General features: G+C 66.4%; 24 protein-coding genes and 1 pseudogene. 9 read left to right on the top strand and 16 right to left on the bottom strand.

Features of this window, described 5'->3' with window-relative positions; all coding sequences use genetic code 11:
• Positions 1 to 10: 10 nt before the first annotated feature.
• Entirely contained in the window at positions 11 to 868 is an 858-nt protein-coding gene (locus K0O64_RS07705) for a lysophospholipid acyltransferase family protein (protein WP_220046253.1), read from the bottom strand.
• Positions 869 to 917: 49 nt separating this feature from the next.
• Here K0O64_RS07705 and K0O64_RS07700 point away from each other — a divergent pair, with 49 nt between their 5' ends.
• Positions 918 to 1,496 (top strand): TetR/AcrR family transcriptional regulator, encoded by a 579-nt coding sequence (locus K0O64_RS07700; protein ID WP_096310609.1) that lies wholly within the window; start codon positions 918 to 920, stop codon positions 1,494 to 1,496.
• Positions 1,497 to 1,512: 16 nt separating this feature from the next.
• Here the strand turns inward: K0O64_RS07700 and K0O64_RS07695 are convergent, their stop codons facing one another.
• Positions 1,513 to 1,986, bottom strand: a complete 474-nt coding sequence (locus K0O64_RS07695; protein ID WP_096310607.1) for a GtrA family protein — start codon at positions 1,984 to 1,986, stop codon at positions 1,513 to 1,515.
• A 91-nt stretch (positions 1,987 to 2,077) separates the two neighbouring features.
• On the opposite strand from K0O64_RS07695, the gene K0O64_RS07690 reads away from it, so the two are divergent.
• Together K0O64_RS07690 and K0O64_RS07685 are read left to right on the top strand one after the other, a co-directional pair.
• The gene (locus K0O64_RS07690; RefSeq protein WP_096310605.1) at positions 2,078 to 3,052 is read left to right on the top strand and encodes a diacylglycerol/lipid kinase family protein; all 975 of its coding nucleotides are present in this window, start codon (positions 2,078 to 2,080) and stop codon (positions 3,050 to 3,052) included.
• A gap of 246 nt (positions 3,053 to 3,298) precedes the next feature.
• Positions 3,299 to 3,553, top strand: a complete 255-nt coding sequence (locus tag K0O64_RS07685) for a WhiB family transcriptional regulator (RefSeq protein ID WP_047329519.1) — start codon at positions 3,299 to 3,301, stop codon at positions 3,551 to 3,553.
• An 88-nt stretch (positions 3,554 to 3,641) separates the two neighbouring features.
• On the opposite strand, the gene K0O64_RS07680 is transcribed toward K0O64_RS07685, so the two are convergent.
• Positions 3,642 to 5,138 carry a two-component system sensor histidine kinase PdtaS gene (locus tag K0O64_RS07680; protein WP_096310603.1) on the bottom strand — a complete coding sequence of 499 codons (1,497 nt, stop codon included), beginning with the start codon at positions 5,136 to 5,138 and terminating at the stop codon, positions 3,642 to 3,644.
• Between the two features lie 5 nt (positions 5,139 to 5,143).
• On the bottom strand, positions 5,144 to 5,359 hold the full coding sequence (locus tag K0O64_RS07675) for a biotin/lipoyl-binding carrier protein (RefSeq protein WP_047333209.1): 216 nt from the start codon (positions 5,357 to 5,359) through the stop codon (positions 5,144 to 5,146).
• 139 nt (positions 5,360 to 5,498) lie between these two features.
• On the opposite strand from K0O64_RS07675, the gene K0O64_RS30360 reads away from it, so the two are divergent.
• Positions 5,499 to 5,573: a 50S ribosomal protein bL37 gene (locus K0O64_RS30360; protein ID WP_085976515.1), complete on the top strand. Its 75-nt coding sequence runs from the start codon at positions 5,499 to 5,501 to the stop codon at positions 5,571 to 5,573.
• A gap of 45 nt (positions 5,574 to 5,618) precedes the next feature.
• Here K0O64_RS30360 and rsrA read toward each other — a convergent pair whose 3' ends face one another.
• Both rsrA and K0O64_RS07665 read right to left on the bottom strand, forming a co-directional pair.
• Positions 5,619 to 5,933, bottom strand: coding sequence for a mycothiol system anti-sigma-R factor (rsrA, locus tag K0O64_RS07670; protein WP_096310601.1), 315 nt, complete (start codon positions 5,931 to 5,933; stop codon positions 5,619 to 5,621).
• Positions 5,930 to 6,565 (bottom strand): sigma-70 family RNA polymerase sigma factor, encoded by a 636-nt coding sequence (locus K0O64_RS07665; protein WP_164520187.1) that lies wholly within the window; start codon positions 6,563 to 6,565, stop codon positions 5,930 to 5,932. Before K0O64_RS07665 ends, rsrA begins: the two co-directional genes overlap by 4 nt.
• Before the next feature lie 257 nt (positions 6,566 to 6,822).
• Between K0O64_RS07665 and K0O64_RS07660 the strand changes: the two genes are divergently transcribed.
• On the top strand, positions 6,823 to 7,311 hold the full coding sequence (locus K0O64_RS07660) for a YbaK/EbsC family protein (protein ID WP_096310599.1): 489 nt from the start codon (positions 6,823 to 6,825) through the stop codon (positions 7,309 to 7,311).
• Positions 7,312 to 7,320: 9 nt separating this feature from the next.
• A complete protein-coding gene (locus K0O64_RS07655) occupies positions 7,321 to 8,169 on the top strand; it encodes an SDR family oxidoreductase (protein WP_096310597.1) in 849 nt (282 codons plus the stop codon).
• Here K0O64_RS07655 and K0O64_RS07650 read toward each other — a convergent pair.
• The 4 genes from K0O64_RS07650 to K0O64_RS07635 all read right to left on the bottom strand — a co-directional run bounded on the left by K0O64_RS07650 (position 8,166) and on the right by K0O64_RS07635 (position 13,993).
• Positions 8,166 to 10,649, bottom strand: a complete 2,484-nt coding sequence (locus K0O64_RS07650) for a cadherin-like domain-containing protein (protein ID WP_225933652.1) — start codon at positions 10,647 to 10,649, stop codon at positions 8,166 to 8,168. The two genes, K0O64_RS07655 and K0O64_RS07650, sit on opposite strands and share 4 nt — an antisense overlap.
• Positions 10,650 to 10,944: 295 nt before the next feature.
• Positions 10,945 to 11,577, bottom strand: a complete 633-nt coding sequence (locus K0O64_RS07645; RefSeq protein WP_071947031.1) for a TetR/AcrR family transcriptional regulator — start codon at positions 11,575 to 11,577, stop codon at positions 10,945 to 10,947.
• Positions 11,578 to 11,633: 56 nt separating this feature from the next.
• On the bottom strand, positions 11,634 to 13,172 hold the full coding sequence (locus tag K0O64_RS07640; protein WP_096310595.1) for an aldehyde dehydrogenase family protein: 1,539 nt from the start codon (positions 13,170 to 13,172) through the stop codon (positions 11,634 to 11,636).
• A 56-nt stretch (positions 13,173 to 13,228) separates the two neighbouring features.
• Positions 13,229 to 13,993 carry an SOS response-associated peptidase gene (locus K0O64_RS07635; RefSeq protein ID WP_096310594.1) on the bottom strand — a complete coding sequence of 255 codons (765 nt, stop codon included), beginning with the start codon at positions 13,991 to 13,993 and terminating at the stop codon, positions 13,229 to 13,231.
• A gap of 44 nt (positions 13,994 to 14,037) precedes the next feature.
• On the opposite strand from K0O64_RS07635, the gene aroA reads away from it, so the two are divergent.
• Genes aroA through K0O64_RS07620 form a run of 3 tightly spaced genes read left to right on the top strand, consistent with a single transcriptional unit; the run spans position 14,038 to position 17,199 of the window.
• Positions 14,038 to 15,324 carry a 3-phosphoshikimate 1-carboxyvinyltransferase gene (aroA, locus tag K0O64_RS07630; protein ID WP_225933651.1) on the top strand — a complete coding sequence of 429 codons (1,287 nt, stop codon included), beginning with the start codon at positions 14,038 to 14,040 and terminating at the stop codon, positions 15,322 to 15,324.
• A complete protein-coding gene (gene rsgA, locus K0O64_RS07625) occupies positions 15,321 to 16,310 on the top strand; it encodes a ribosome small subunit-dependent GTPase A (RefSeq protein WP_096312745.1) in 990 nt (329 codons plus the stop codon). Before aroA ends, rsgA begins: the two co-directional genes overlap by 4 nt.
• Before the next feature lie 40 nt (positions 16,311 to 16,350).
• A complete protein-coding gene (locus tag K0O64_RS07620; protein WP_071947036.1) occupies positions 16,351 to 17,199 on the top strand; it encodes an aldo/keto reductase in 849 nt (282 codons plus the stop codon).
• A 4-nt stretch (positions 17,200 to 17,203) separates the two neighbouring features.
• Here the strand turns inward: K0O64_RS07620 and K0O64_RS29845 are convergent.
• The 6 genes and pseudogenes from K0O64_RS29845 to K0O64_RS07585 all read right to left on the bottom strand — a co-directional run bounded on the left by K0O64_RS29845 (position 17,204) and on the right by K0O64_RS07585 (position 23,086).
• Positions 17,204 to 17,619, bottom strand: a pseudogene (locus tag K0O64_RS29845) (GNAT family N-acetyltransferase).
• Positions 17,620 to 17,748: 129 nt separating this feature from the next.
• A complete protein-coding gene (locus K0O64_RS07605; RefSeq protein ID WP_096310588.1) occupies positions 17,749 to 19,011 on the bottom strand; it encodes a fatty acid desaturase family protein in 1,263 nt (420 codons plus the stop codon).
• A 70-nt stretch (positions 19,012 to 19,081) separates the two neighbouring features.
• On the bottom strand, positions 19,082 to 20,230 hold the full coding sequence (locus K0O64_RS07600; RefSeq protein WP_096310586.1) for a ferredoxin reductase: 1,149 nt from the start codon (positions 20,228 to 20,230) through the stop codon (positions 19,082 to 19,084).
• A 60-nt stretch (positions 20,231 to 20,290) separates the two neighbouring features.
• Entirely contained in the window at positions 20,291 to 20,794 is a 504-nt protein-coding gene (locus K0O64_RS07595; protein WP_071947040.1) for a DUF6912 family protein, read from the bottom strand.
• Between the two features lie 9 nt (positions 20,795 to 20,803).
• Entirely contained in the window at positions 20,804 to 21,661 is an 858-nt protein-coding gene (gene ppk2 / locus K0O64_RS07590) for a polyphosphate kinase 2 (RefSeq protein ID WP_071947061.1), read from the bottom strand.
• A 15-nt stretch (positions 21,662 to 21,676) separates the two neighbouring features.
• Positions 21,677 to 23,086, bottom strand: coding sequence for a WS/DGAT/MGAT family O-acyltransferase (locus tag K0O64_RS07585; protein WP_071947062.1), 1,410 nt, complete (start codon positions 23,084 to 23,086; stop codon positions 21,677 to 21,679).
• Positions 23,087 to 23,105 lie beyond the last annotated feature (19 nt).

The raw sequence follows: 23,105 nt of genomic DNA, 5'->3' as shown, positions 1-23,105 counted from the left end.
TACCGAGCGCTCAGGGACGCGCGGCCCGCGACCAGGCCAGCGGGCTGAGCCCCCGGTAGGGGTCGGTCTCCCGCAGGCTCAGCAGGTCGTCGAGGATCTGCTCGAGCGCGGTCTGCGTGCGCCGCTTCACCTCCTCGACCCAGTCCGTCGTGTCGATGCCCAGCGGTGTCGACGTGTCGATCGGAGTGCCGAACCGCAGATACATCCGTTCCGGCCTGGGGATCAGCGTCGGCCCGATGCCCCGCATCAGCGGAATCGCCATATCGTCGCGGCCGCCGAACCGGCTGCTCAGCGCCTGGCTGAACCGGCCCCACGCGCTGTCGCGCGGGGTGAGGCTGCGGTAGACGTCGTCCCCGCCGACCAGCCCGACCGGGATGATCGGATAGCCGGTTTCCACGGCGATCCGGGCGAAGCCGGACCGGCCCTGCCAGCGCAGCGTGTACTCCTCGCCCTTGAATTTCGGAATCTCGCGGCCACCGCCGGGAAACACCAGGACGGTCTCGTCATGGCGCATCAGCTCGCGCGCGGTCTCCGGCGCCCCGACCACTCCGCCGAATGCCGCCAGCAGGTCACCGGGCAGGCCACGCATCTGCCCGAACTGACGATCGGCCAGTGGCCGCACGCGGACCCCGATCTCGCGACGGACGGCATATGGGATCAGCAGGGCTTCGGCACCGCCCTGAGTGTGGTTGCCCACCAACAGGAATCGACCATCCGGCGGCAGGTTGTCCAGCCCGTCGAGATAGGGCCGCCACAGGTCGACCACCGGATCGATGTCGTCGTCGACGGCACCGAGCACGCGCTGCAGCGCCCGTACCCGGGGCGGGTGGTCCATGACGGCGACCAGGTCGACTTTTCGGCTACTCATGCCCCACTCCTTACCAAACGAACTAGTTCGTTCTTTATACTCCTTGTTGATGAGAAGCACCTCAGAGCTGCGGGACCACATCCTGACCGCCGCCCGTACCGAGTTCGCCCGGTACGGGTTCGCGGGGGCCCGGATCGACCGCATCGCGTCCGCAGCCAGCGCCAGCAAGGAACGGCTGTACGCCCACTTCGGCGACAAGGAGGCACTGTTCCGCGAGGTGCTCGCCGCCGACGTCGCCGAGTTCTTCCAGGCGGTCCAGCTGCGGCCCGATGCGGTACCCGAGTTCGTCGGCGGCCTGTTCGACCTCCAGGTGCGCCGGCCCGAGCACCATCGGATGGTGGCGTGGGCTCATCTCGAGGGGCTGACCCTCGAGGAGCCCACCGCCGATGGGCAGCCGCTGCCGGAATTGGCTGTCGCCGGGATCGTGGAGGCTCAGGAGAAGGGATACGTCGACCCGTCCTGGGATCCGCGCGATCTGCTCGTGCTCCTCTTCGGGATCGCGTTGGCCTGGGCGCACTGGCCCGATCCCGCCGCCCTCACCACCTCCTCGGCGGTCCTGGCGCACCGGCGGGCCGCCGCGGTGGAGGCGGCCGCCCGTGTCGTCTCCCCCGCGCGTCCCCAGACCTGAACGCCTGCAGCGGGATTCAGCGCCGGAACACCACCCAGCGCATCGCGCAATACATGTAGATGCCCTCGCAGGCTCCCGCTGCGATCCGGGCCAAGTGGTACTCGACGCCGAGAGCGCGCAACGCGCTGGAGACGCCGAGGATGAACGCCAGATAGTTGATCACCACCACGACGACGTAGACCGCCACCTGCGGCCCGACCGCGCCGTGCGACTGGAAGTTCACCACCCGGTTGAGCACATAACTGGCCGCGAAGGCGCAGACATAGGCCGCCGTCACCGCGACTCCGAACGGCACATGAAGCACGCCGTGCAGCACCGTGAGCACCAGCAAGTCCAGCGCGAACGTTCCGGAGTTGATCACCACGAAGCCCAGGAAGGTCGGTGGCACAAGCGAATTCAGCCCGAACGGCAAACGCGCGACCACCGCCTCGCACGCGCGATGGAACCAACCGACGGCGCTGGCCGCACCCGGCTCGGACCCCACGACCACGTCGCGAGCATGCCACCGGCAGCTGTCCCCTTCGTGATGAGCAGGCAAACACTTCGAACTGCGGCACCGCACCCGTCTAGGCTCATGGCTCGTGCGTGCCGTCCTGATCGTCAACCCGAACGCCACATCCACCACCGCAGCCGGCCGCGACCTGCTCGCTCACGCGCTGGAGAGCCGCGTGGACCTGTCCGTCGTCCACACCGACCACCGCGGCCACGCCATCGAGATCGCCGAAGCCGCCAAGCACGACGGCACCGACGTGATCATCGTCCACGGCGGCGACGGGACCGTGAACGAGGTGGTCAACGGCCTGCTGGGGCGGCCAGGCCGGCCCTTGCCCGAGACGTTGCCTGCGGTGGCGGTGGTGCCGGGCGGCTCGGCAAACGTCTTCGCCCGGGCGCTCGGCATCAGCCCGGACCCGATCGTGGCCACCAATCAACTGGTCGACCTGCTCAGCGCGCGCCGCAACGGCGCCCCGTGGCGCAAGATCGCGCTGATGGACTGCGGCGAACGCTGGGCGGTGTTCACCGCCGGGATGGGCGTGGACGGCGACGTGGTGGCCGCCGTCGAGGCGCAGCGGGCCAAGGGCCGGAAAGTCACCGCGGGCCGCTACATCCGGGTTGCGGTGCGCGAGATGCTGGCCAGCGCGCGCAACGAGCCGCTGCTGACACTCGAACTGCCCGGCCAGCCGCCCCGAACCGGCGTCTACTTCGCGTTCATCTCCAACTCCAGCCCGTGGACCTACGCCAACGCCAGGCCGGTGTGGACGAACCCGGACACCACGTTCGAGACCGGCCTCGGGGTCTTCGCGATCACCAGCATGAACGTCTGGAAAAACCTGATGCTGGTGCGCCGGATGGTGTCGAAGAAACCGGTGATCAAGGCCAAGCACCTGATCCGCGACGACGACGTGGCCTGGGTGCGGGTCATGGCGGACGAGCCGGTCGCCAGCCAGATCGACGGAGATTTTCTGGGGCTGCGCGCGGAAATGACGTTCCGGGCGGTTCCGGGGGCTCTCTGCGTCGTCGCACCGCCTGCAGAGCAGCGCTCTGACCAGGAAAAATGAGGGTGCGCCGAACGATTCAGGGCGCAGATGGGTTGAGTGTAGTACAAACGGGTAGAGGGATCGGTAACCCACCCCCAGCCAGAGCTTGTAGTGAGGTTGCCCACTTGTTAACTGAGTTCTATTGACATCCGTCGAGGCTGTGAAACGATCGGATGCAACAACACAGAAACATTTGTGTGCACTGCATTAACAGCCGAAGTAAAAGCGAGTGCGCTTCGCTGCGCACATAGTAAGGAGTAGCGACAAATGGATTGGCGCCACAAGGCGGTCTGCCGTGACGAGGATCCGGAACTGTTCTTCCCCGTGGGGAACAGCGGCCCGGCGCTCGCCCAGATCGCTGACGCGAAGCTCGTCTGTAACCGCTGCCCGGTGACGACTGAGTGTCTGACCTGGGCTTTGGATTCCGGCCAGGACGCCGGCGTCTGGGGTGGCATGAGCGAGGACGAGCGGCGTGCGCTCAAGCGCCGCAACGCTCGCACCCGCGCGCGCAGCAGCGTCTAGCCCGCCCTTTCGACAATTTAGACATCGCGGCCCCGGCAAATGCCAGGGCCGCGATTTTCATTTACAAATGTCGTGTCGGTCACATTTGCTACTGGGGAAGACGGGCGCTTGAACGCCGCCGGAGTGGGACCCGCAACACAACATCGGTCCCCCCGCCCGGAACGTCGTGCATTCCCAGCGAGCCGTCGAGCTCCGCGGTGACCAACGTCCGCACGATCTGAAGACCCAGCCGGTCCGACTTCTCCAGCGAGAATCCTTCGGGCAGCCCGCGTCCGTCGTCGTGCACCACGACGTCCAGCCACCGCGCCGAGCGCTCGGCCCGGATGGTCACACAGCCGCCTTTGGCCGTCGACTCGAAGGCGTGCTCGATGGCGTTCTGGACCAGCTCGGTCACCACCATCACCAAGGCGGTGGCCCGGTCGGCGTCGAGCACCCCCAAAGCGCCCTCGCGGTTGATTCGAATGGGCGAGTCGACCCGGGCGACGTCGTTCATGATCGGCAGGATCCGGTCGATCACCTCGTCGAGGTTGACCTCCTCGTCCACCGACATCGACAGCGCCTCGTGCACTTGGGCGATCGAGGCCACCCGGCGTACCGACTCCATCAGCGCCTCGCGCGCCTCCTCATTGCTGGTCCGGCGGGACTGAAGGCGCAGCAGCGCGGCGACCGTCTGCAGGTTGTTCTTCACCCGATGGTGTATCTCGCGGATCGTGGCGTCCTTGGACAGCAGAGCGCGGTCGCGGCGCTTCACCTCGGTGACGTCCCGGATGAGCACGGCCGCGCCCGCAGCGGCGCCGTGAACCACCAGCGGCAGTGTGCGCAACAGCACGGCCGCGCCGCCGGCGTCGACCTCGAGGCGCATGCTCGACCCGCCGGCCAGCGAGTCGCGCACGTGCTCGGCCAGTTCCTGGGCTTCGAACGGGTCGGAGATCAGCGGCCGGGTGATGGCCACCAAGTTGTGGCCTTCCAGCTCCGCGGCCAACCCCATGCGGTGGTAGGCCGACAGCGCGTTGGGGCTGGCGTAGGCGACGACGCCGTCGACGTCGAGGCGGATGAAACCGTCACCGACGCGTGGGCTCGACCGGGACAGCGCGAGATCGCCCACGTTGGGGAAGGTGCCCTCGGACAGCATGTGCAGCAGATTGCCCGCACAGTCCGTGTAGGCGCGTTCCAGGGGCGACGACGTGCGCCGCTCGGCGAGCGCGGTCTGATGGGTCAGCACGGCCACGACCTGGTTGTTGTAGCGGACCGGGACCGCTTCGACGTTCATTCCTGGTTCGCGCAGTTCGAGGTCGCTGCCGCCGCGCCCGATGGCACCCGAGGTGAACGCCGAGGTCACCAGCGGCAGGTCACCGTCGGCGACGACGGAGCCGACGGCGTCCCGGATCAGGACCGTCGGGGCGGTGTTGGGCCGGCATTGGGCCACACAGACCAGCGCGCCGTCATCGCGGCGCACCCACATCAGATAGTCGGCGAACGAAAGGTCCGCCAGCAGCTGCCATTCGCCGACCACCGCGTGCAGGTGGTCCACGGCGCCGCCCGGCAGCACCGTGTGCTCGGCGAGCAGGTCACCGAGGGTGGACACGAGAGCTAGTCGATCACGGCAATGAGGTCGCCCGCCTGGATGACGTCACCCACGGAGACGCTGACCTCGGTGACGGTGCCGCCGACTTCGGCCAGCACCGGAATCTCCATCTTCATCGACTCCAGAAGCACCAGGGTGTCGCCCGCACCGATCTGGTCACCCTTGCTGACCACTACCTCGAGCACACTGGCCACGATCTCGGCGCGCACATCCTCGGCCATCTTCACCTCACTCTTGGTACTGCTCGTCTCTTAGTGCGGCTCTATCGAACCACAACCCCGTGTGGTCAGACGTTCGACTGCGCCGTGAGACAATTTATTCAGGGCTTAACCAAGCAGCGCACAACAACGGAGGTACATCATGGCCAAGCGTGGCCGTAAGAAGCGTGACCGCAAGCACAGCAAAGCCAACCACGGCAAGCGGCCCAACAGCTGATACACAAAGTGCCCGGCGATCCGCCGGGCACTTTTGTTTGTGGCGCTAGCCGCGCCGGATGATCGTGGTCTGGCTGATCTGCAGCCGGACCTTCTCCAGCAGGTGTTTGGGCGCCTTGTCCCCGCTGCATCGCGAGGCGACCAGCTTCTTGATCCGCTCTTCCACCCCGTAGTACTGCAGGCATGTCGGGCACTCTTCGAGATGGTGGCGCAGACGGTCGCGGGTCTCGGTGGTGCATTCACCGTCGAGCAGCGTCCACACCTCGGCGATCACCGCAGCGCATTCGGGATGGTCGGGGTCGACCGGACCGATGGGCGGGCGCCACTCCCCTTCGCCGCCGGATACCTGATCGTCGGTCATGACGACACCTCCTCTGGCGCATCCTCGGCTTGGCCGCGGGCGAAACCACGCTCCTTGGCGACGTCGGCCAGCAGGCCGCGCAGCTGGCGCCTACCTCGGTGCAGTCGGGACATCACCGTCCCGATCGGGGTATCCATGATCTCGGCGATCTCCTTGTACGGGAAGCCCTCGACGTCTGCGTAGTACACCGCCATCCGAAACTCTTCCGGCAACGCCTGAAGAGCTTCCTTGATCTCGGTGTCGGGCAGCAGTTCGAGTGCCTCGACCTCGGCCGAACGCAGCCCCGTGGAGGTGTGCTCGGCGTTGGCCGCCAACTGCCAGTCGGTGATCTCCTCGGTCGGATACTCCGCCGGCTGGCGCTGCTTCTTGCGGTAACTGTTGATGTAGGTGTTGGTCAGAATCCGGTACAGCCAGGCTTTGAGGTTGGTGCCCTCGCGGAACGACCGGAAGCCGGCGTAGGCCTTGACCATGGTTTCCTGCAACAGGTCTTCAGCGTCGGCGGGATTGCGCGTCATGCGCAGCGCACCGCCGTACAGCTGGTCCAGCAGCGGAATCGCGTCACGCTCGAAGCGTGCCGTCAACTCCGCATCGGACTCTTCGCGCTGGGGAGCCTCGATGTCGATGTCGGTCATCGTGGGTGACACAGTCCCTTCTGCCGCGGCGCCCGTGAGAAGCTCCGGCAGCGGTATCGGACGGATGAGAAATGCGGGTGCCTGCTCATCGGCCATCATGCAGACTGCGGCTGACACCGGACTTCTCTCCTTCCAATCCTAAGGCTGTTACCAACACTTTTTTTCGTTGACTCCGTCGATCGCGGACTCGCTTGCTGCGACCACTGTCCACAACAGGATTTCTCACCGCGCTATTTCCCGTGGTTAGGCTGTGCCCCGTGAGTCGTGCCGCCACCCCGGCGATCGCTGCGCTGATCGCCGCCAAAGCCCCCCACGAGGTGCTGCGATACGACCACGACCCACGTTCGGAGTCCTACGGCGAGGAGGCGGTCGCCGCCCTGGCCGGTGATTCGCTGAAGCCCGAGCAGATCTTCAAGACGCTGGTGATCGCGTCGGGTTCGGTGTTGGCGGTGGCGGTTTTGCCGGTGCCCTGGAAGCTGTCGCTGAAGGCCGCCGCGGCGGCGCTGGGACTATCCAAGGTGGCGCTGGCCGATCGGGCGGCCGCCGAACGCGCCACCGGTTACGTGCTGGGCGGGATTTCGCCGCTGGGCCAGCGCAAGAGGTTGCCGACGGTGGTCGACACGTCGGCCTTGAGTTTCGACCGGGTGCTGTGCAGTGCGGGTAAGCGAGGCTGGGATGTGGCGGTGGAACCGCAGGATCTCGTTCGGCTGACCAACGCCGTCACCGCCGACATCCGCGCGGTCTAGGGTGACGAAATGTCCTTCTCCGGCAAGACCATGTTCATCTCGGGCGCCAGCCGCGGCATCGGCTTGGCCATCGCCAAGCGCGTCGCGGCAGACGGCGCCAACATCGCGCTGGTGGCCAAGACCACCGAGCCGCATCCCAAGCTGCCCGGCACCATCTACACCGCCGCCAAGGAGATCGAAGAGGTCGGCGGCCAGGCGCTGCCGATCGTCGGTGACGTCCGCGACGGCGACTCGGTGGCCTCCGCCGTCGCCAAGGCCGTCGAACAGTTCGGCGGCATCGATATCTGCGTCAACAACGCTTCGGCGATCAACCTCGGCTCCATCGAGGAGGTGCCGCTCAAGCGCTTCGACCTGATGAACGGCATCCAGGTACGCGGCACATATGCCGTCTCGCAGGCCTGCATCCCGCACATGAAGGGCCGCGAGAACCCGCACATCCTCACGCTGTCCCCGCCGATCCGGCTCGAGTCGGAGTGGCTCAAGCCCACCCCGTACATGATGGCGAAGTTCGGAATGACGTTGTGCGCGTTGGGCATTGCCGAGGAGATGCGCGAGGCGGGGATCGCGTCCAACACACTGTGGCCCCGCACCATGGTCGCCACGGCGGCGGTGCAGAATCTGCTGGGCGGTGACGAGGCGATGGCCCGCAGTCGCAAGCCGGAGGTCTACTCCGACGCCGCCTACGCGGTGCTGAGCAAGCCGGCCCGTGAGTACACGGGCCACACTCTGCTGTGCGAGGACGTGCTGGTGGAATCCGGCGTCAGCGACCTGTCGGTCTACGACTGCGTGCCGGGTTCCGAGTTGGGAGTGGACCTGTGGGTCGACACCCCCAATCCGCCCGGCTATCGCAATCCCTAGGCGCTCTGCTGCGCGTCGGTGGCCCTGGCCGGATCCGGCAGACCCTCGATGTCGCCGTCGACGTTGGACACGATGTAGCCCGTCAGCGTCTGCTGGAAGGCATTGATCGTCGCGTCGGCGTGCAGGTAGCCGGTGTGCGCACCGGTCACCGTGATGTTGGCCAGGTAGTGAACGGACGACTGGTTCGGCAGGTAGTCGGCAGACTCGGTGCCGTTGAGGATCATCCCGTCCTCATTCACGTAATTCGTATAGGTGACCGTGCGAATCGTCTTGGCCGCGTTGGTCGGATCCGGGACTTCGGTGACCACCGCGGTGCCGCCGTTCTTGCCGTTGTAGGTTCCGACCGGGTCCAGCGGTGTGGTGCTGGGATGGTAGGTGCTCAGCGCCGGCGCCCACGATGACGAGTCCGGGGTGGTCACATCGGCCGCGCGTTGGCCAACGCTGGTGGTGTACTTCAGGTTCGCGATCACCAGCCGGGACTGCGTCGGGTCGGTGACGCTGGACTCCCAGAACGTGACCGCCGTTCCGTCGGTGTTCCAGCTGGGCATGCTGCGAGCGGCCCATCCGTCGCCGGTGTCAAAGAGCGGAATTCCGTTCTCCCGGTTGAGTTCATCGCCGACCTGGACCGCCCACTCCTGATTGGAGACGTTGACCGGGGTTGCGTAATAGCCGTATACCGGCGCCGCCACATAGACCGGCAACAGGCTCTGCCGCACGATTCGAGTCATCGGCGTCAGCGCGTTCAGGCCGCGCGTACTGCCGATCGCAATCCACTGCTGGTTCGGTGAGTAGTCCATGTCCTCGTCGTAATCGAGGTTGGCGGTCACGCGCGTGACGTTGCCGGTCGCCAGATCGACCACGATGTCATCGGCGTTGCCCTGCTCATACGACCCGCCGAGGATGACCACGCCCTTACCGTCCGGCGTCCACTGCTTGCCTTCGCCGGTCGGGAACACCACCCGCGCGTCGGTGACGTCGTAGGTGTTGGTGGTGGCGTTGTAGCTCAGGCCGCCGACGACCGGAACGATCTGCAGCACACCCGTGGCGCCGTTGAGCATGATCCGGCTGAACAGCACGTGCTGACCGTCCGGCGAGATCCGCATCTCCCGTTGGGCATTGATCGAGATGACGCCCGGCGCTGACGCCGGTGTGACGATCGGAATCAGCTCGGCTCCGTTGTCACCCTGTTGCAGAACGGAATACGTCGGTCCCGACTGGGCGCCACTGTCGACGAGCACCACAACCCGGCCGGAGCCGTCGGTGAACGGCACCGGCTTGCCCAGATTCGCGGTCACGCTCGGCGAAACGCCACAGGTGAGGCAGGTGGCGTTCGTGCCGTCGATGTTGATCTGGTAGATCTCCTGCCGGGTCGCACCGGCCGGGATAGCTGCGAAGTAGATGGACTGCCCATCTTCGGAGTAGCGCGGGTTGACGGGTTTGGTCACGCCGGCGGGCATCGCCAGAATGGCCCGCTGCACAGTGGGATTGAGCACCGTGACACCCTCAGCGGCCTGGGCGCTGTGCAAGCTCAGCGGGGTCAGGATGTTGAACTTGCCGTCGGATACCGTCACGGTGAACGAATCCGTCTGCGCAGCAGTGTAATTGATGTCGTCAGGAGTGTAGGTGTAGTTACCGGTGGCCTGATCGATCGTCAGGGTGCCGTACTTCGGGCCCTGGGTGACGGTGTACTTCAACGCGTCACCTTCGATATCGGTGGCGTTGATGTTGCCGGTCACGGTCTGCCCGGTCTGCACCGTCGTGGTCGGATCCCCGATCGTCGGCGCCTGGTTGAACAGGTCACGCTGCACCGCGCCCAACACCGCCCATACCAGCGGCACCACCGGTCCCGGGGTGTGCGGCGGCGGGGTCAGAAACGGGTTGAGCAGTGAGGTGATGACATTGTTGAGAACGTCGATCGGCCCGGCGGGCGCCGCGGCGCCCGTTGTCACTGCCGAGTGGACGGCGGTGATCGTCGGACGACTGGCGATCGCCGCGTGTGCGGTGCCGGTCGTGGGCTCCGCCGCGCCGGTCGAGCCGGTGTCGGCGACTGCCGCGACCGGCTGGGCAGCGGCCTTCGGCTCGGTGACGGCCGCGAGGATCGCCGCCGGTGATTTCGGGGCTGCGGTCCGCGCCGCCGTCGGCGAGGTGGACTTCGACGCGTTGCTGTTGGTCACCTGACCAGTGGACGATTTCCCGGCTTTGGCGCGGGGCTTCGCGGTGCCCGTGGAAGTGCGTCCTGAATGTGCCGAAGCCGAGGCCGACGACGAGGTCGCGCCAGCGGAATCGGATCCGGTGTCGGCCGCCGCGACGCCGTAACCGCCGGCTACCGCGCCGAACATCCAGATGGCGACTGCCATCCCGCCGTATCCGCCGAACTTCACGGCAGCTCGCGCGTGGCCGCGCATTTGTCCGGGATCGCGCGGCTCCCCCGACGGGACCGAAACGAACAACGGGTTGACGCGGTTACCGGCGTCCGACATGGTGTGCCTCCGAGACGAAAGAATGCTGATCGACCGATCAAATTAAGATGTGATCGAATTCATAGCAGGGCGCGCGAGGGCGTGTCAAGGAAATCGGCGCAATCGCGTAATCCGACGCACTCCGATTCCTACGGCGTTGCGAAGACCGCTAGAACACGTTGCAGTAGAGGGCTTTACGGATCGGTCTGGTCACGTCACCGGCCACAACTAGCCCTACTGTTTATCGTGCGCTCGCGGAAGTCGTCCGCACGCGACGCGCGATGGGCAGCGTTGACCGACTAGTTCTGTCGATCGATCAGGACTGTTTTCCGGAGAGCATCGCGAAGTGGGCCTGGACGAATTTCTCGAGCTCGTCGTGCCCACGCGTCAAACCCACGGCATTCTCGTTGCCGACACTTCGGGCGATCTGCGCAACCAGCATCGAAATCACTACTGGCGGATAGGCTTCGAGGTCGACGCCATAGGACCGCAGCGACATGGTCACCGCCGCCGTCTCGATATCGCGCACCCGTTCGGCGAAGTTCCGCAGTTCGGCACCGATCACCTTGCGATGGTTCGCCAATGCCATGAGTTCGGTGCTCATCACGGTCTGCCGCGGATCACTGTTGATCCGCCACAGCGCACGCAACGGATCTTCCTCGGTGAGAACCTTGCGCAACTGCTCCAATGCGACCTCGGCACCCGACCGCAACACGGCCAGGAAGAGATCGTCCATGGTCGGGAAGTAGTAATAGACCAACGCCTGTTTCACGCCGGCCTTCGTCGCGACGCGCCGCGATGTGGCCGCGGCATACCCTTCGTCGTGCATGATCTGGGCCGTCGCCTCGACGAGCCGCTGCCGGGTCCCGCCGTCATCGACTTTCGGGCTTGCGGTGGCGCGCCGAGGACCCGGCTTGGTCTGCCGGTCTTTGCGCGCCGCGGTAGTCATACAGCACACTAGCATCCTGATCGATTGACCAGGACCGATGGCGACGGCCGAGGCGGCTACTTCTTGGGGCGAATGCCGAAGCGGCGCACGCCGTTACCGGCCATCGCACGCATCGCCGCCATCGCGAGCTGGCCCTGTCGCTTCGACGACGAGTACCACATCAACTCGGACTTCTGCGTCGGCACCTTCGGCGCGGTGATGGCCTGCTGGCGGCAGAACTTGATCAGACCGCTGGCACCGCCGGAGCGATAACCGACGCCCGAGTTCTTCCACCCGCCCATCGGCAGCGACGGGCAGAACACGTTGGCCAGCGCGTCGTTGATGTTGACCGCACCGCACTCCAGTCGTCGGGCCACCTGCTCGCCCCGCTCGACATCGCCGGTCCACACCGTCGCCGACAGCCCGTACTGCGAATCGTTGGCCAACCGGATGGCTTCCTCCTCGTCGGCGACCTTCACCACCGGAAGCGTCGGACCAAAGGTCTCCTCGGCGATGCAGGTCATGGTCGGGGTGACGTCCGCGAGCACCGTCGGCTCGAAGAATGTGCCGACACCCGTCGGCTTGCCACCGGTCAGCACCCGTGCGCCCGCGTCGACGGCCTCCTTGACGTGGCGTTCGACGATGTCGCGCTGCGCGGCCGTGGCCATGGCGCCGGTGTCGTACTTGAAGCCCGACTCTTCCTGTCCCTGCTTGATGTTCCGCACATTCGCAGTCAGCTTGGCGACGAATTCGTCGTAGACCGGCGCCTCGACGTAGACCCGCTCCACCGAGATGCACACCTGGCCGGAGTTGAACATGCCACCCCAGGCGATACCGTTGGCCGCGCGGTCGATGTCGGCGTCGGCCAGCACGATCGCCGGGTCCTTGCCGCCGAGTTCGAGACTGAACGGCTTGAGTTGCTCGGCACAGGCCACCGCGACCTTGCGGCCGGTGGCCGTCGATCCGGTGAAGTGGACGTAGTCGGCGTTGTTGATCACCGCTGCACCGGTCTCGCCGTATCCGGTGGCGAGTTTGAGTACCGGCGGAGCCCCGACCTCGTTCCAGCCGCGGGCGAACTCGACAGCCGAAAGTGGCGTCACCTCAGACGGTTTCAGCAACACCGCGGCGCCGGAGGCCAACGCGGGCACCACGTCGAGGGCCAGCATCGCCAACGGGAAGTTCCACGGTTCGATGATCCCCACCAACGGGTACGGCCGGTAGACCGTCGTCAGCTTCTTCACCTTGAACAGAAGGTTGTGCGCCTTGGGGTGCCGGTCGGCGAGGAACTCCTCGGCGTTGCCCGCCCAGTACTTGATCGAGTCCGCCAGGGCCACTGGCTCGAGCTTGGCGTCGCCGTGCGACTTTCCGGTCTCCGACATCAGCACCTCGGTGAGGTGGTCGGCGTTGTCGAGGATCCAGTCCTGCCACTTGTACATCCAGACCTTGCGTCCGCGCGGGCCGATTTCCTCCCACTCGGTCTGGAACAGCCGCAGCTCGTTCGCCTTGGCGGCGACGACCTCTGCACTGTCGACCGGCACGGTGCCGGCGACGCGGCCGTCGGCGGGGTTGTGCACCGTGATGGTGGCCTGATCGGCCTTGGGCTCGACCGCAGTCATGGCCGCTCCTCTCGCTGGTCGGGATCTTGGCTGTGAGCCTAACCGGCGCCGAGTCGCTAGAACAGGCCAACCGGTTGGTTGTGTGGATCGGCGGGCTCGATGAGCTCCGGACCGTTGTTGCGCACGCTGTTGACCAGGGTGGACACCTCGCGAAGGTCGATACCGGCGATGTCGGGCGGCGCGGCCAGCAGGTCGGCGTCGGCCGGCTGATCGGGATCGAGCCAGCGGTCCCAGTGCTCCTCGTCGACCACCAGCGGCATCCGGTCGTGGATCTCGGCGAGCTCCCCGACGGCATCGGTGGTGATGATCGTGCAGGTCAACAACGGCGATGCTTCATCGTTCGCCCTCCAGACCGACCAGAGTCCCGCCATGAACAGCGGCTCACCGTCGGCGCGGTGCATGAAGTACGGCGTCTTGCGGGCCTTCTTGCCGGCCGGGGTGTCCGGGTTGGGCTTCCATTCGTAGTAGCCGTCCATCGGGACCAGACAGCGCTTGCTCTTGGCTGACGCGCGGAAGGCCGGTGAGCTGGTCACCTTTTCCGCACGAGCGTTGATCAGCAGCGGACCCTTGCTCTCCGGGGTGCCGTCGGCGGTGGCCTTCACCCACGGCGGCACCAACCCCCAGCGCATCAACCGCACGCGCCGGGTCGGGGTGTCGTCAGGGTCGTCGTGCCGACTGACCACCGTGGCGATGGTGGCGGTCGGGGCGACGTTGTAATTTGGCCCGCGCGCTTCCTTGGCCGCCTCGGTGGCCTCATCGATGGCGTGGATCTTCTCGGCCAGCAGGGCCGGGTCGGTGGTCACCGCGAATCGTCCGCACATGACTCCATGGTGGCGCACGATCCCGACAGGGCAGGATGTATGCCGTGAGCACCGAGTTGTGGAACGCGCCGTCGACCTCTGGGCCGGTGCACGCGCGCGTCACAGTGCCGGGCTCGAAATCGCAGACCAATCGCACGCTGGTGCTCGCAGCGTTGGCCGCAGCACAAGGCCAGGGCGACTCGACAATCAGAGGCGCACTACGCAGCCGCGACACCGATCTGATGATCGGCGCCATTCAGGCGCTCGGCATCGACGTCGCCGGCTCCGGCTCCGAGCTGGTGGTGAGCGGGGCGTTGAATCCGGGCCCGCAGGCCCGCATCGACTGTGGCCTGGCCGGAACGGTGTTGCGGTTCGTGCCTCCGCTGGCGGCGCTGAGCACCGCGATCGTCGTATTCGACGGCGATGAGCAGGCCCGCACCCGGCCCATCGCTCCCCTGCTCGACGCAATGCGCGGACTCGGTGTCGACATCGACGGCACGGGACTGCCGTTTCAGGTCCACGGCCGCGGCGCGGTCGCAGGGGGCACGGTCCGCATCGACGCGTCGAGCTCCTCGCAGTTCGTCTCAGGTCTGCTGCTGTCGGGCGCCGCGTTCACCGAGGGGCTGACCGTCGTACACACCGGCACGTCGGTGCCGTCGGCGCCGCACATCGCGATGACCGTGTCGATGCTGCGCGAAGCCGGCGTCGACGTCGACGACACGGAAGCCAACCAGTGGCGGGTCGCGCCGGGGCCGATCGCCGCCCGGCACTGGGACGTCGAGCCGGACCTGTCCAACTCGGTGCCGTTCCTGGCCGCGGCGGTGGTGACCGGCGGCACGGTGGGCATCACCGGCTGGCCGTCGGCCAGCGTCCAGCCCGCCGATGTGATCCTGGGCATCCTGAAACTTCTGGGATCGGCTGTGCACCAAGGTTATTCACACTTGGAGGTGCGGGGCCCGCAGTCCTATGACGGTTTCGAGATCGACCTGCACGACGTCGGCGAACTGGCTCCGGCGGTGGCTGCCCTGGCCGCGCTGGCCGCACCGGGCTCGGTGTCCCGGCTGACCGGGATCGCGCATCTGCGCGGCCACGAAACCGACCGGCTGGCAGCGCTACGTGCCGAGATCTCCGAGCTCGGCGGCCAGTGCACCGAGACCGACGACGGCTTGGTGATCACCGCGACCCCGTTGCATGCCGGCACCTGGCACTCCTATGCCGATCACCGAATGGCGATGGCCGGAGCCATCATCGGGCTGCGCGTGCCCGGTGTCGCCGTCGAGGACATCGGGACCACCGCCAAGACGCTGCCGAACTTCGCGGCGTTGTGGACCGAGATGGTGGGGGTCGGTTGAGCCCACGCGAGTACGACGAGTCCGACGTCAAGATCCGGTCGGGCCGTGGCTCGCGTCCGCGCACCAAGACCCGTCCCGATCATGCGGACGCGGCCTCGGCGATGGTTGTCACCGTCGACCGCGGCCGGTGGGGCTGCGTCCTCGACGACGATCCGCACCGGCACGTCACCGCGATGCGTGCCCGTGAACTCGGCCGCACCCCCATCGTCGTCGGCGACCAGGTCGACGTCGTCGGCGATCTCACCGGGCGCCCCGACACGCTGGCGCGGATCGTGCGCCGAGGTGAACGGCGAACAGTATTGCGCCGCACCGCCGATGACACCGATCCGACCGAGCGGGTGGTGGTCGCCAACGCCGACCAGCTGCTGATGGTGGTGGCGCTGGCCGATCCCCCGCCCCGCACCGGGCTGGTGGACCGCGCGCTGATCGCGGCCTACGCCGGCGGTCTGCGACCGATCCTGTGCCTGACCAAAACCGATCTGGTGCCCCCCGAGGAGTTCGCCGGGCACTTCACCGATCTGGACCTCACGGTGCTCACCGCGGGGCGCGGCGATCCGATCGATGAAGTCGAGGACGTGCTGGCCGGGAAGGTCACCGTGCTGCTCGGACATTCCGGGGTTGGTAAGTCGACGTTGGTGAATCGGCTTGTGCCGCAGGCGGACCGGGCCACCGGCGAGGTGTCTGGGGTGGGCAAGGGCAAGCACACCTCGACGCAGTCGGTCGCACTGCCGCTACCTGGGGGCGGCTGGGTGGTCGACACCCCGGGCATCAGGTCGTTCGGCTTGGCGCACATCGAGCCCGATGACGTGTTGAAGGCGTTTTCGGATCTGGCTGATGCCATTGAGGACTGCCCGCGTGGGTGCGGCCACATGGGGCCACCGGCCGACCCGGAATGCGCGCTGGACGCGCTGACCGGAGCCCCGGCGCGTCGCGTCGCAGCGGCCCGGCGACTGCTCTCCGCGTTGTCAGAAGGCGCGGCGTACTGATAATTGTTTGCAACACCTATCGAGAGGGCACGCCGCACAAATGAGCACTGTTCCCAGCTTGACACTCAACGACGGCACCAAGATTCCCCAGCTTGGGTTCGGCGTCTTCCAGATCGCGCCCGACGAGACCGCGTCCGCGGTGCGCACCGCCCTGGAAATCGGCTACCGCCACATCGACACCGCTGAGATGTACCAGAACGAAAAGGGCGTCGGACAAGGCATCCGAGACTTCGGCATCGACCGCGGCGAGGTGTACGTCACCAGCAAGCTCAACAACGGCTTTCACAAACCCGATGACGCTCGCCGCGCCTTCGACAAGACCATCGAGGCGCTCGGCTCCGACTACGTCGACCTGTTCCTGATCCACTGGCCGCTGCCGACGCTGTACGACGGCGACTTCGTCTCCACGTGGAAGACGCTGGAGGAGTTCAAGAACGACGGTCGCGCCCGCAGCATCGGCGTGTCCAACTTCCAGATCCACCATCTCGAACAACTGGCCCGCGACAGCGAGACGGTGCCCGCCGTCAACCAGATCGAGGTGCACCCGTACTTCGCCAACGACGAGCTGCGCACCTACGGCACCGACCACACCATCCTCACCGAGGCGTGGTCGCCGATCGCGCAGGGCGCGGTGCTCGACGACCCGGTGATCGGCAAGGTCGCCGAGCGCCTCGGCAAGAGCCCGGCCCAGGTGGTGTTGCGCTGGCATATCGAACGTGGCGACATCGTCTTCCCGAAATCCGTTACCCCCGAACGGATCAAGGAGAACTTGGAGATCTTCGACTTCGAGCTGAGTGACGACGACATCGATGCCATCACCGCGCTCGACAAGGGTGAGGCAGGCCGTCGCGGCCCGAACCCGGACACCTTCGACTACATCCCCAAGTAGGCGCTCAGTCCCGGCCGGTGAACTTCGACAGGTACAGCCAGGTCGGCCGGTAACCGAGGCGCTCGTAGAGACGCAGGGCGTCTCGGTTGCCGGAGAGCACACCGAGAACCAGATCGTCGACGCCGGCCGCGCGCAGGTGCTCCTCGAGCTTCGTCAGCATTCGGTGCCCAGGCCCGATCCACGGAATTCCGGTAGCACCGAAAGGGATTCGATTTCGCCGACCCGCCGGCCGGTGGCCCAAGTATCGGCCACCCAGGTGTCCTCGGTTTCGAGCACATGCGCCAGCCCATAGCCGATCGGACGGTCGTCGACGCTCGCAACCAACAACACGGTGTCGGGTTTCGCGAAAAGTTCCACGTAGAGCGCGCGGCGCACCCGCCACGACTCAGCGTCGCTGACGTAGGGCTGCAGTTCCGGCATCGACTCGGCATGCCGGTGATGCACGGCCACCCACAACGGCTCGAGGATGTCGAGGTCGTCGGCACTTCCGGTCCGCAGCTGCCACGGCGCGCTCACGGGCTCATCATGCCCCGCGAGCGCGCCGACTGGCTAGGCGGCTTTGGCCGCGCGCTTGACCCGCCGCTTCTGGCGAGCCGTGGCGATCGCGGTCTTGAGTCCGCGCTTGCGGCCCGTCTTCGGGTCGACACCGGCATAACCGGATTCGAGCTCGGCGAACATCCGCTCGCTGCGGGTCTCCGGTGCATCGTCGACGGTGTCGCGCAGGTACTTGTCCGGCAGCGACAGCTTGGCGATCGTGCGCCAGGTCTTGGCGTACTGCACCAGGAACGGCCCGGTCGTGTAGGGCAGGTCGTACTTGTCGCAGACCTGGCGCACCCGCACCGAGATTTCGGCCAGCCGATTGCTCGGCAGGTCGGGGTACAGGTGGTGCTCGATCTGATACGACAGGTTGCCGGTCATGAAGTCCATGGCGCGGCTGCCCTCGATGTTGGCACTGCCCAGCATCTGGCGCAGGTACCACTGGCCCTGGCTTTCGCCCACCATGTCGGTCTTGGTGAATTTCTCTGCGCCATCAGGGAAGTGGCCGCAGAAGATCACCGCGTTGGCCCACACGTTGCGGATCACGTTGGCGATCGCATTCGCGGTGGCCGTCGACCGGTAGGTGGCGTACGGCGACAGCGACGTGATCGCCGGGTAAGCGACGTAGTCCTTGAACAGCTGCCGGCCGGCCTTCTCACCGAACTCGCCCATGCGGACCAGGGTGGCCTTGCGGTCGTCGCGGCCCTTGAAGATCTTGCCGAGCTCCAGGTGCTGCAGACCCACGCCCCACTCGAAGCCGATCGCCAGCAGGGTGTTGAACAGCAGGTTGCCGTAGAGGTTGAACGGCTTCCACTTCGTGTCGCGGGTGACCCGGATGACGCCGTAGCCGACGTCGTCGTCCATGCCGAGGATGTTGGTGTACTTGTGGTGCATGAAGTTGTGGGTGAACCGCCAGTGCTTGGACGCCCCGCTCATATCCCACTCCCACGACGAGGAGTGAATCTCGGGATCGTTCATCCAGTCCCACTGGCCGTGCATGACGTTGTGGCCGATCTCCATGTTCTCGATGATCTTGGCCACGCCCAGGGTCACGGTGCCCGCCCACCAGGCCGAACGTTTGGAGCTGGCTGCCAGCATCAGCCGCCCGGCGACCTCGAGACCGCGCTGGGCGGCGATGGTGCGGCGGATATAGCGCGCGTCCCGCGCGCCGAGGGAATCTTCGATGTCCTGGCGGATGGCGTCGAGCTCAACCGCCAGACTTTCGATGTCTGCGTCGGTCAGGTGCGAAAACGCGTCAACATCGGTAATAGCCATAAGTCACGCCTCCCTTCTTGTCCCTACGCTACCGTAACCTACGTACCCGTAGGTTACTAGCCAGTAAACCTTAGACATCGACCACACAGTCGCCCGAAGCGGCCGAAACGCACGTCTGTATCCGGGTACCCGGATCGTGCTCGGTACCCGTGCGCAGATCGCGAACGTGGCCGTCGACCAAGGCCACCACACAGGACTGGCAGATGCCCATCCGGCAGCCGAAGGGCATCCGCAATCCGGCCTGCTCACCGGCCTCCATCAACGACGTGGCCGCGTCGACGCTCACGGACTTGCCGCTGCGCCCGAACGTGACCGTGCCGCCCTGTCCGTGGGCGGCGGCCCGGGACGCGGCGAACCGCTCCAGGTGCAGCCGGTCGTCGATGCCGGCGGCGCGCCACACCTTCTCAGCCTCGGTAAGCATTCCCTCCGGACCGCAGGCCCAGGTCTGGCGCTCACGCCAGTCCGGGACGACGGTGTCAAGTTGCGCGAGATCCAGCCGCCCCTGCGTGCGGGTGGTGCGGACGGTCAGCCGGTAGCTGTCATGCTCGCGAGCCAGCTGCGCGAGCTCGCTGGCGAACATCACGTCGGATTCCGTTGGGGCGGAATGGATGTGGACAATGTCGCCGATCTGGTCGCGGCGCTCCAGGGTCCGCAGCATCGACATCACCGGGGTGATGCCGGACCCGCCGGTCAGGAACAACACCGACGCGGGCGCGGGATCGGGCATCACGAAGTTGCCCTGCGGAGCAGCCAACCGGACGATCGTGCCGGGCTTGACCCCGCCGACCAGATGGCTGGATAAGAATCCCTCGGGCATGGCCTTGACGGTGATCGTGATGGTCCGCGACCGACCCGTGCCGTCGGAGTGCGGGCTCGACGTCAGCGAGTAGGAACGCCACCGCCACCGGCCGTCGACCAGCAGGCCGATACCGATGTACTGGCCGGGCTGGTAGTCGAACGTGAAGCCCCAGCCGGGCTTGATCACCAGCGTCGCCGAGTCCTCGGTCTCCCGGCGGACGTCGAGCACCCGCCCGCGCAGCTCGCGCGCCGACCACAACGGGTTGGCCAGCTGCAGGTAGTCGTCCGGCAACAGCGGTGTGGTGATCCGCCCGAACAGGGCACGCACCGCGTCGATCGCGGGATTGCGACCCTCTCCGGCCACCTTCGGTCGCACGGTGTCGACCACGTTCGCACTGATCTTGACCTGGTTCTTCGCCATTGCGCACCTCCTTCGCCGTCAAACCTACGGTACCGTAACCTACGGTCCCGTATCCAGGCGTCAGAGCAAATCAAGCAGGAACGGCAGTTCCTGGGTGGCGTACCAGGCCAGCGCGTGGTCCTGAGCGTCACCGACGATGAATTCGGCGTCTTCATCGCCCAGATCGGCGTCATCGACGACGGCGATCGCCGCCTTCACCGCGGGCTCGGCGTCCGAGTTGTCGACATACGCGGCAACCACCTGATCCAGGTTCACCCGCCCGCTGACCCGCACGACCGCGTCGTCGAGGTCGGGCCGCGGCGTCGCATCCGCGTCAGCGATCAGGACGGCCCGGCGCAGCGGCAACTCCCCGTCGGACCGCTCCGATTCGGCGGCTAGCAGCCGCAGCGACGCCAGCGCCGCCTCACCGATCGCGACCTCGGCCAGCTCCTCGTCGTCGCCCTCGGCGTAGGACTCCCGCAAACTCGGCGTCACGGCGAACGCCGTCCCGCTCAGCGGCTGGAGCGAGCCGTCGGCGACCAGCTGTTGCAGCATGGCCAGAGTGGCCGGGATGTAGACCCGCATGAGGGCAGATTAGCTGTCCTTCTTGTCGTCCCCGAGCAGGGTGGAGACGTGATCGTCGACATACGTCGACAGCTCCCGCTCCGGTCGCTGGTAATTACCGATCACCGGACGCTCGGGCAATTCCACACTCGGCAGATCGACCTGCTGATAGTCGATGCTCGCCAGCAGGTGCGCCATCATGTTGAGCCGCGCGTGCTTCTTGTCGTCGGACTCGACCACGAACCAGGGACTGTTCGGGGTGTCGGTGTGCACCATCATCTGGTCCTTGGCGCGCGAGTAGTCCTCCCAGCGATAGATGGACTCGAGGTCCATCGTGCTGAGCTTCCAGCGCCGCAGCGGATCGTTGCGCCGCGAGCGGAACCTGCGCAGCTGCTCGTCGTCGGAGACCGAGAACCAGTACTTGCGCAGAATGATTCCGTCGTCGATGAGCATCTGCTCGAAGATCGGACACTGGCGCAGAAACAGGGTGTGCTCCTGCGGTGTGCAGAACCCCATCACCCGCTCGACGCCGGCGCGGTTGTACCAGGACCGGTCGAACAGAACGATTTCGCCGCGGGCCGGCAGGTGCTCGACGTAACGCTGGAAGTACCACTGGCCGCGCTCGCGTTCGGTGGGTGCGGGCAGCGCGGCGATGCGTGCGACCCGGGGGCTGAGGTACTCGGCGATCCGCTTGATCGTGCCGCCCTTACCGGCGGCATCCCGACCCTCGAAGACGACGACGACGCGTTCGCCGGTCGCTTTGACCCACTCCTGCAGTTTCACCAATTCGGCTTGCAGCCGAAACAATTCAGCTGCATAGATGTCTTTGGGAATCTTGCGGTTGCGCTTCTTGGTGGAAGCTTCACCGTTGGAGTTGGCCTTGCCCATCGACGAATCCTACGTCTACTGAGCAGCTTCGAGCAGTTCCTCAAGAGATTCGGCCAGCAACGTCGGCAACACATCGACATCACTCATCGCGTCACGGTCGGCGTTGATGCCGAAATACAGCATGCCGCAATACGATGTGACGCCAATGGCCAGCACCTGGTTGTGCAGCAGCGGGGGCACGGCGAAGATTTCCAGCAGCTTGGCCCCGGCCACGTACATCTGCGACTGCGGCCCCGGCACGTTGGTGATCAACAGGTTGAACTGGCGGGCCGAGAACTGCGTAGCGACCCGGGTGCCCATCGCATGCAGCGTCGGCGGCGCGAAGCCCGACAGCGTGACGATGGTGCGGGCATCCACCAGACTGGCTGCAGCCGAATGCGATTCGGTGGTGTGCGCGATCTGGGACAGTCGGACCACCGCGTTGCCCTCGCCCACCGGCAGGTCGACGAGGAAGGGCGCCACTTCGCTGATGGCCTGTCCGGGACCGGACGATTCCAGAACCGCCTCGGGGTACACCGACGTCGGCGCCATGGCCCGCACCGTCGAGCTCGTGGTGACCGGCTCGCCGCGGGAGAGCAGCCAGTTGCGCAGGGCGCCGGCGATCACGGCCAGCACGACGTCGTTGACGTCGCAGTCGTAGCGTGAGCGCACGGCCCGGTAGTCCGCCAGCGAACCGACAGCCACGGTGAATCGGCGGTTGCGCGAGACCTTGGTGTTCAGCGGGCTGCTCGGCGCGGTGCCGCGGGCCACGGTGCGGGCGACGTCGGTCAGCCGCCGTGCCAGGTCGACCACTTCGCCGCTGTTGCGGGCGAGCTCACCGATGGCCGAGCTGACCGCCTGCATCTGCATGCGGGGCCGGGCCAGCCACTCCCCGACCGCGCCGAGCAACAGCTGACCGTTGGTGGGTTCGCGGCTCGGGATCCAGATGTCCTCGCCGAACGTCGGCGGCTTCTGGCTGCGGTCGGCGACCACGTGGCCGATCTCCAGCGCCGTCATCCCGTTCACCAGCGCCTGATGCGACTTCGTGTAGATGGCGAGCCGGTTCTTTGCCAGGCCCTCGATGAGGTACATCTCCCACAGCGGGCGGGATCGGTCCAACGGGCGTGAACCCAGCCTGGCGATCAGTTCGTGGAGTTGGGCGTCGCTTCCCGGCGACGGCAGCGCCGAGCGCCGCACGTGATAGGTGATGTCGAAGTCGGGGTCGTCGACCCACACCGGGCGCGCCAAACCGAGGGTGACCTCGCGGATCTTCTGGCGATACCGCGGAATCTGCGGCAGGCGGCGTTCGACGGTTTCGAGCAGGGTTTCGTAGCTCAGGCCGGCGCGGGGCTTGCGCACGATCGCCAGCGAGCCGACGTACATCGGGGTGGAGGTGTCCTCGAGGTGGAAGAACGAGGCGTCCGATGCTGACAGTCGAGTCACCATCGTTGCGACATTCCCCTCA

This window comes from Mycolicibacterium pallens (assembly GCF_019456675.1).
GTDB lineage: Bacteria > Actinomycetota > Actinomycetes > Mycobacteriales > Mycobacteriaceae > Mycobacterium > Mycobacterium crocinum.
Note: the sequence above shows the minus strand (reverse complement) of the source record. Positions and strands in the feature narration are given on the sequence as shown.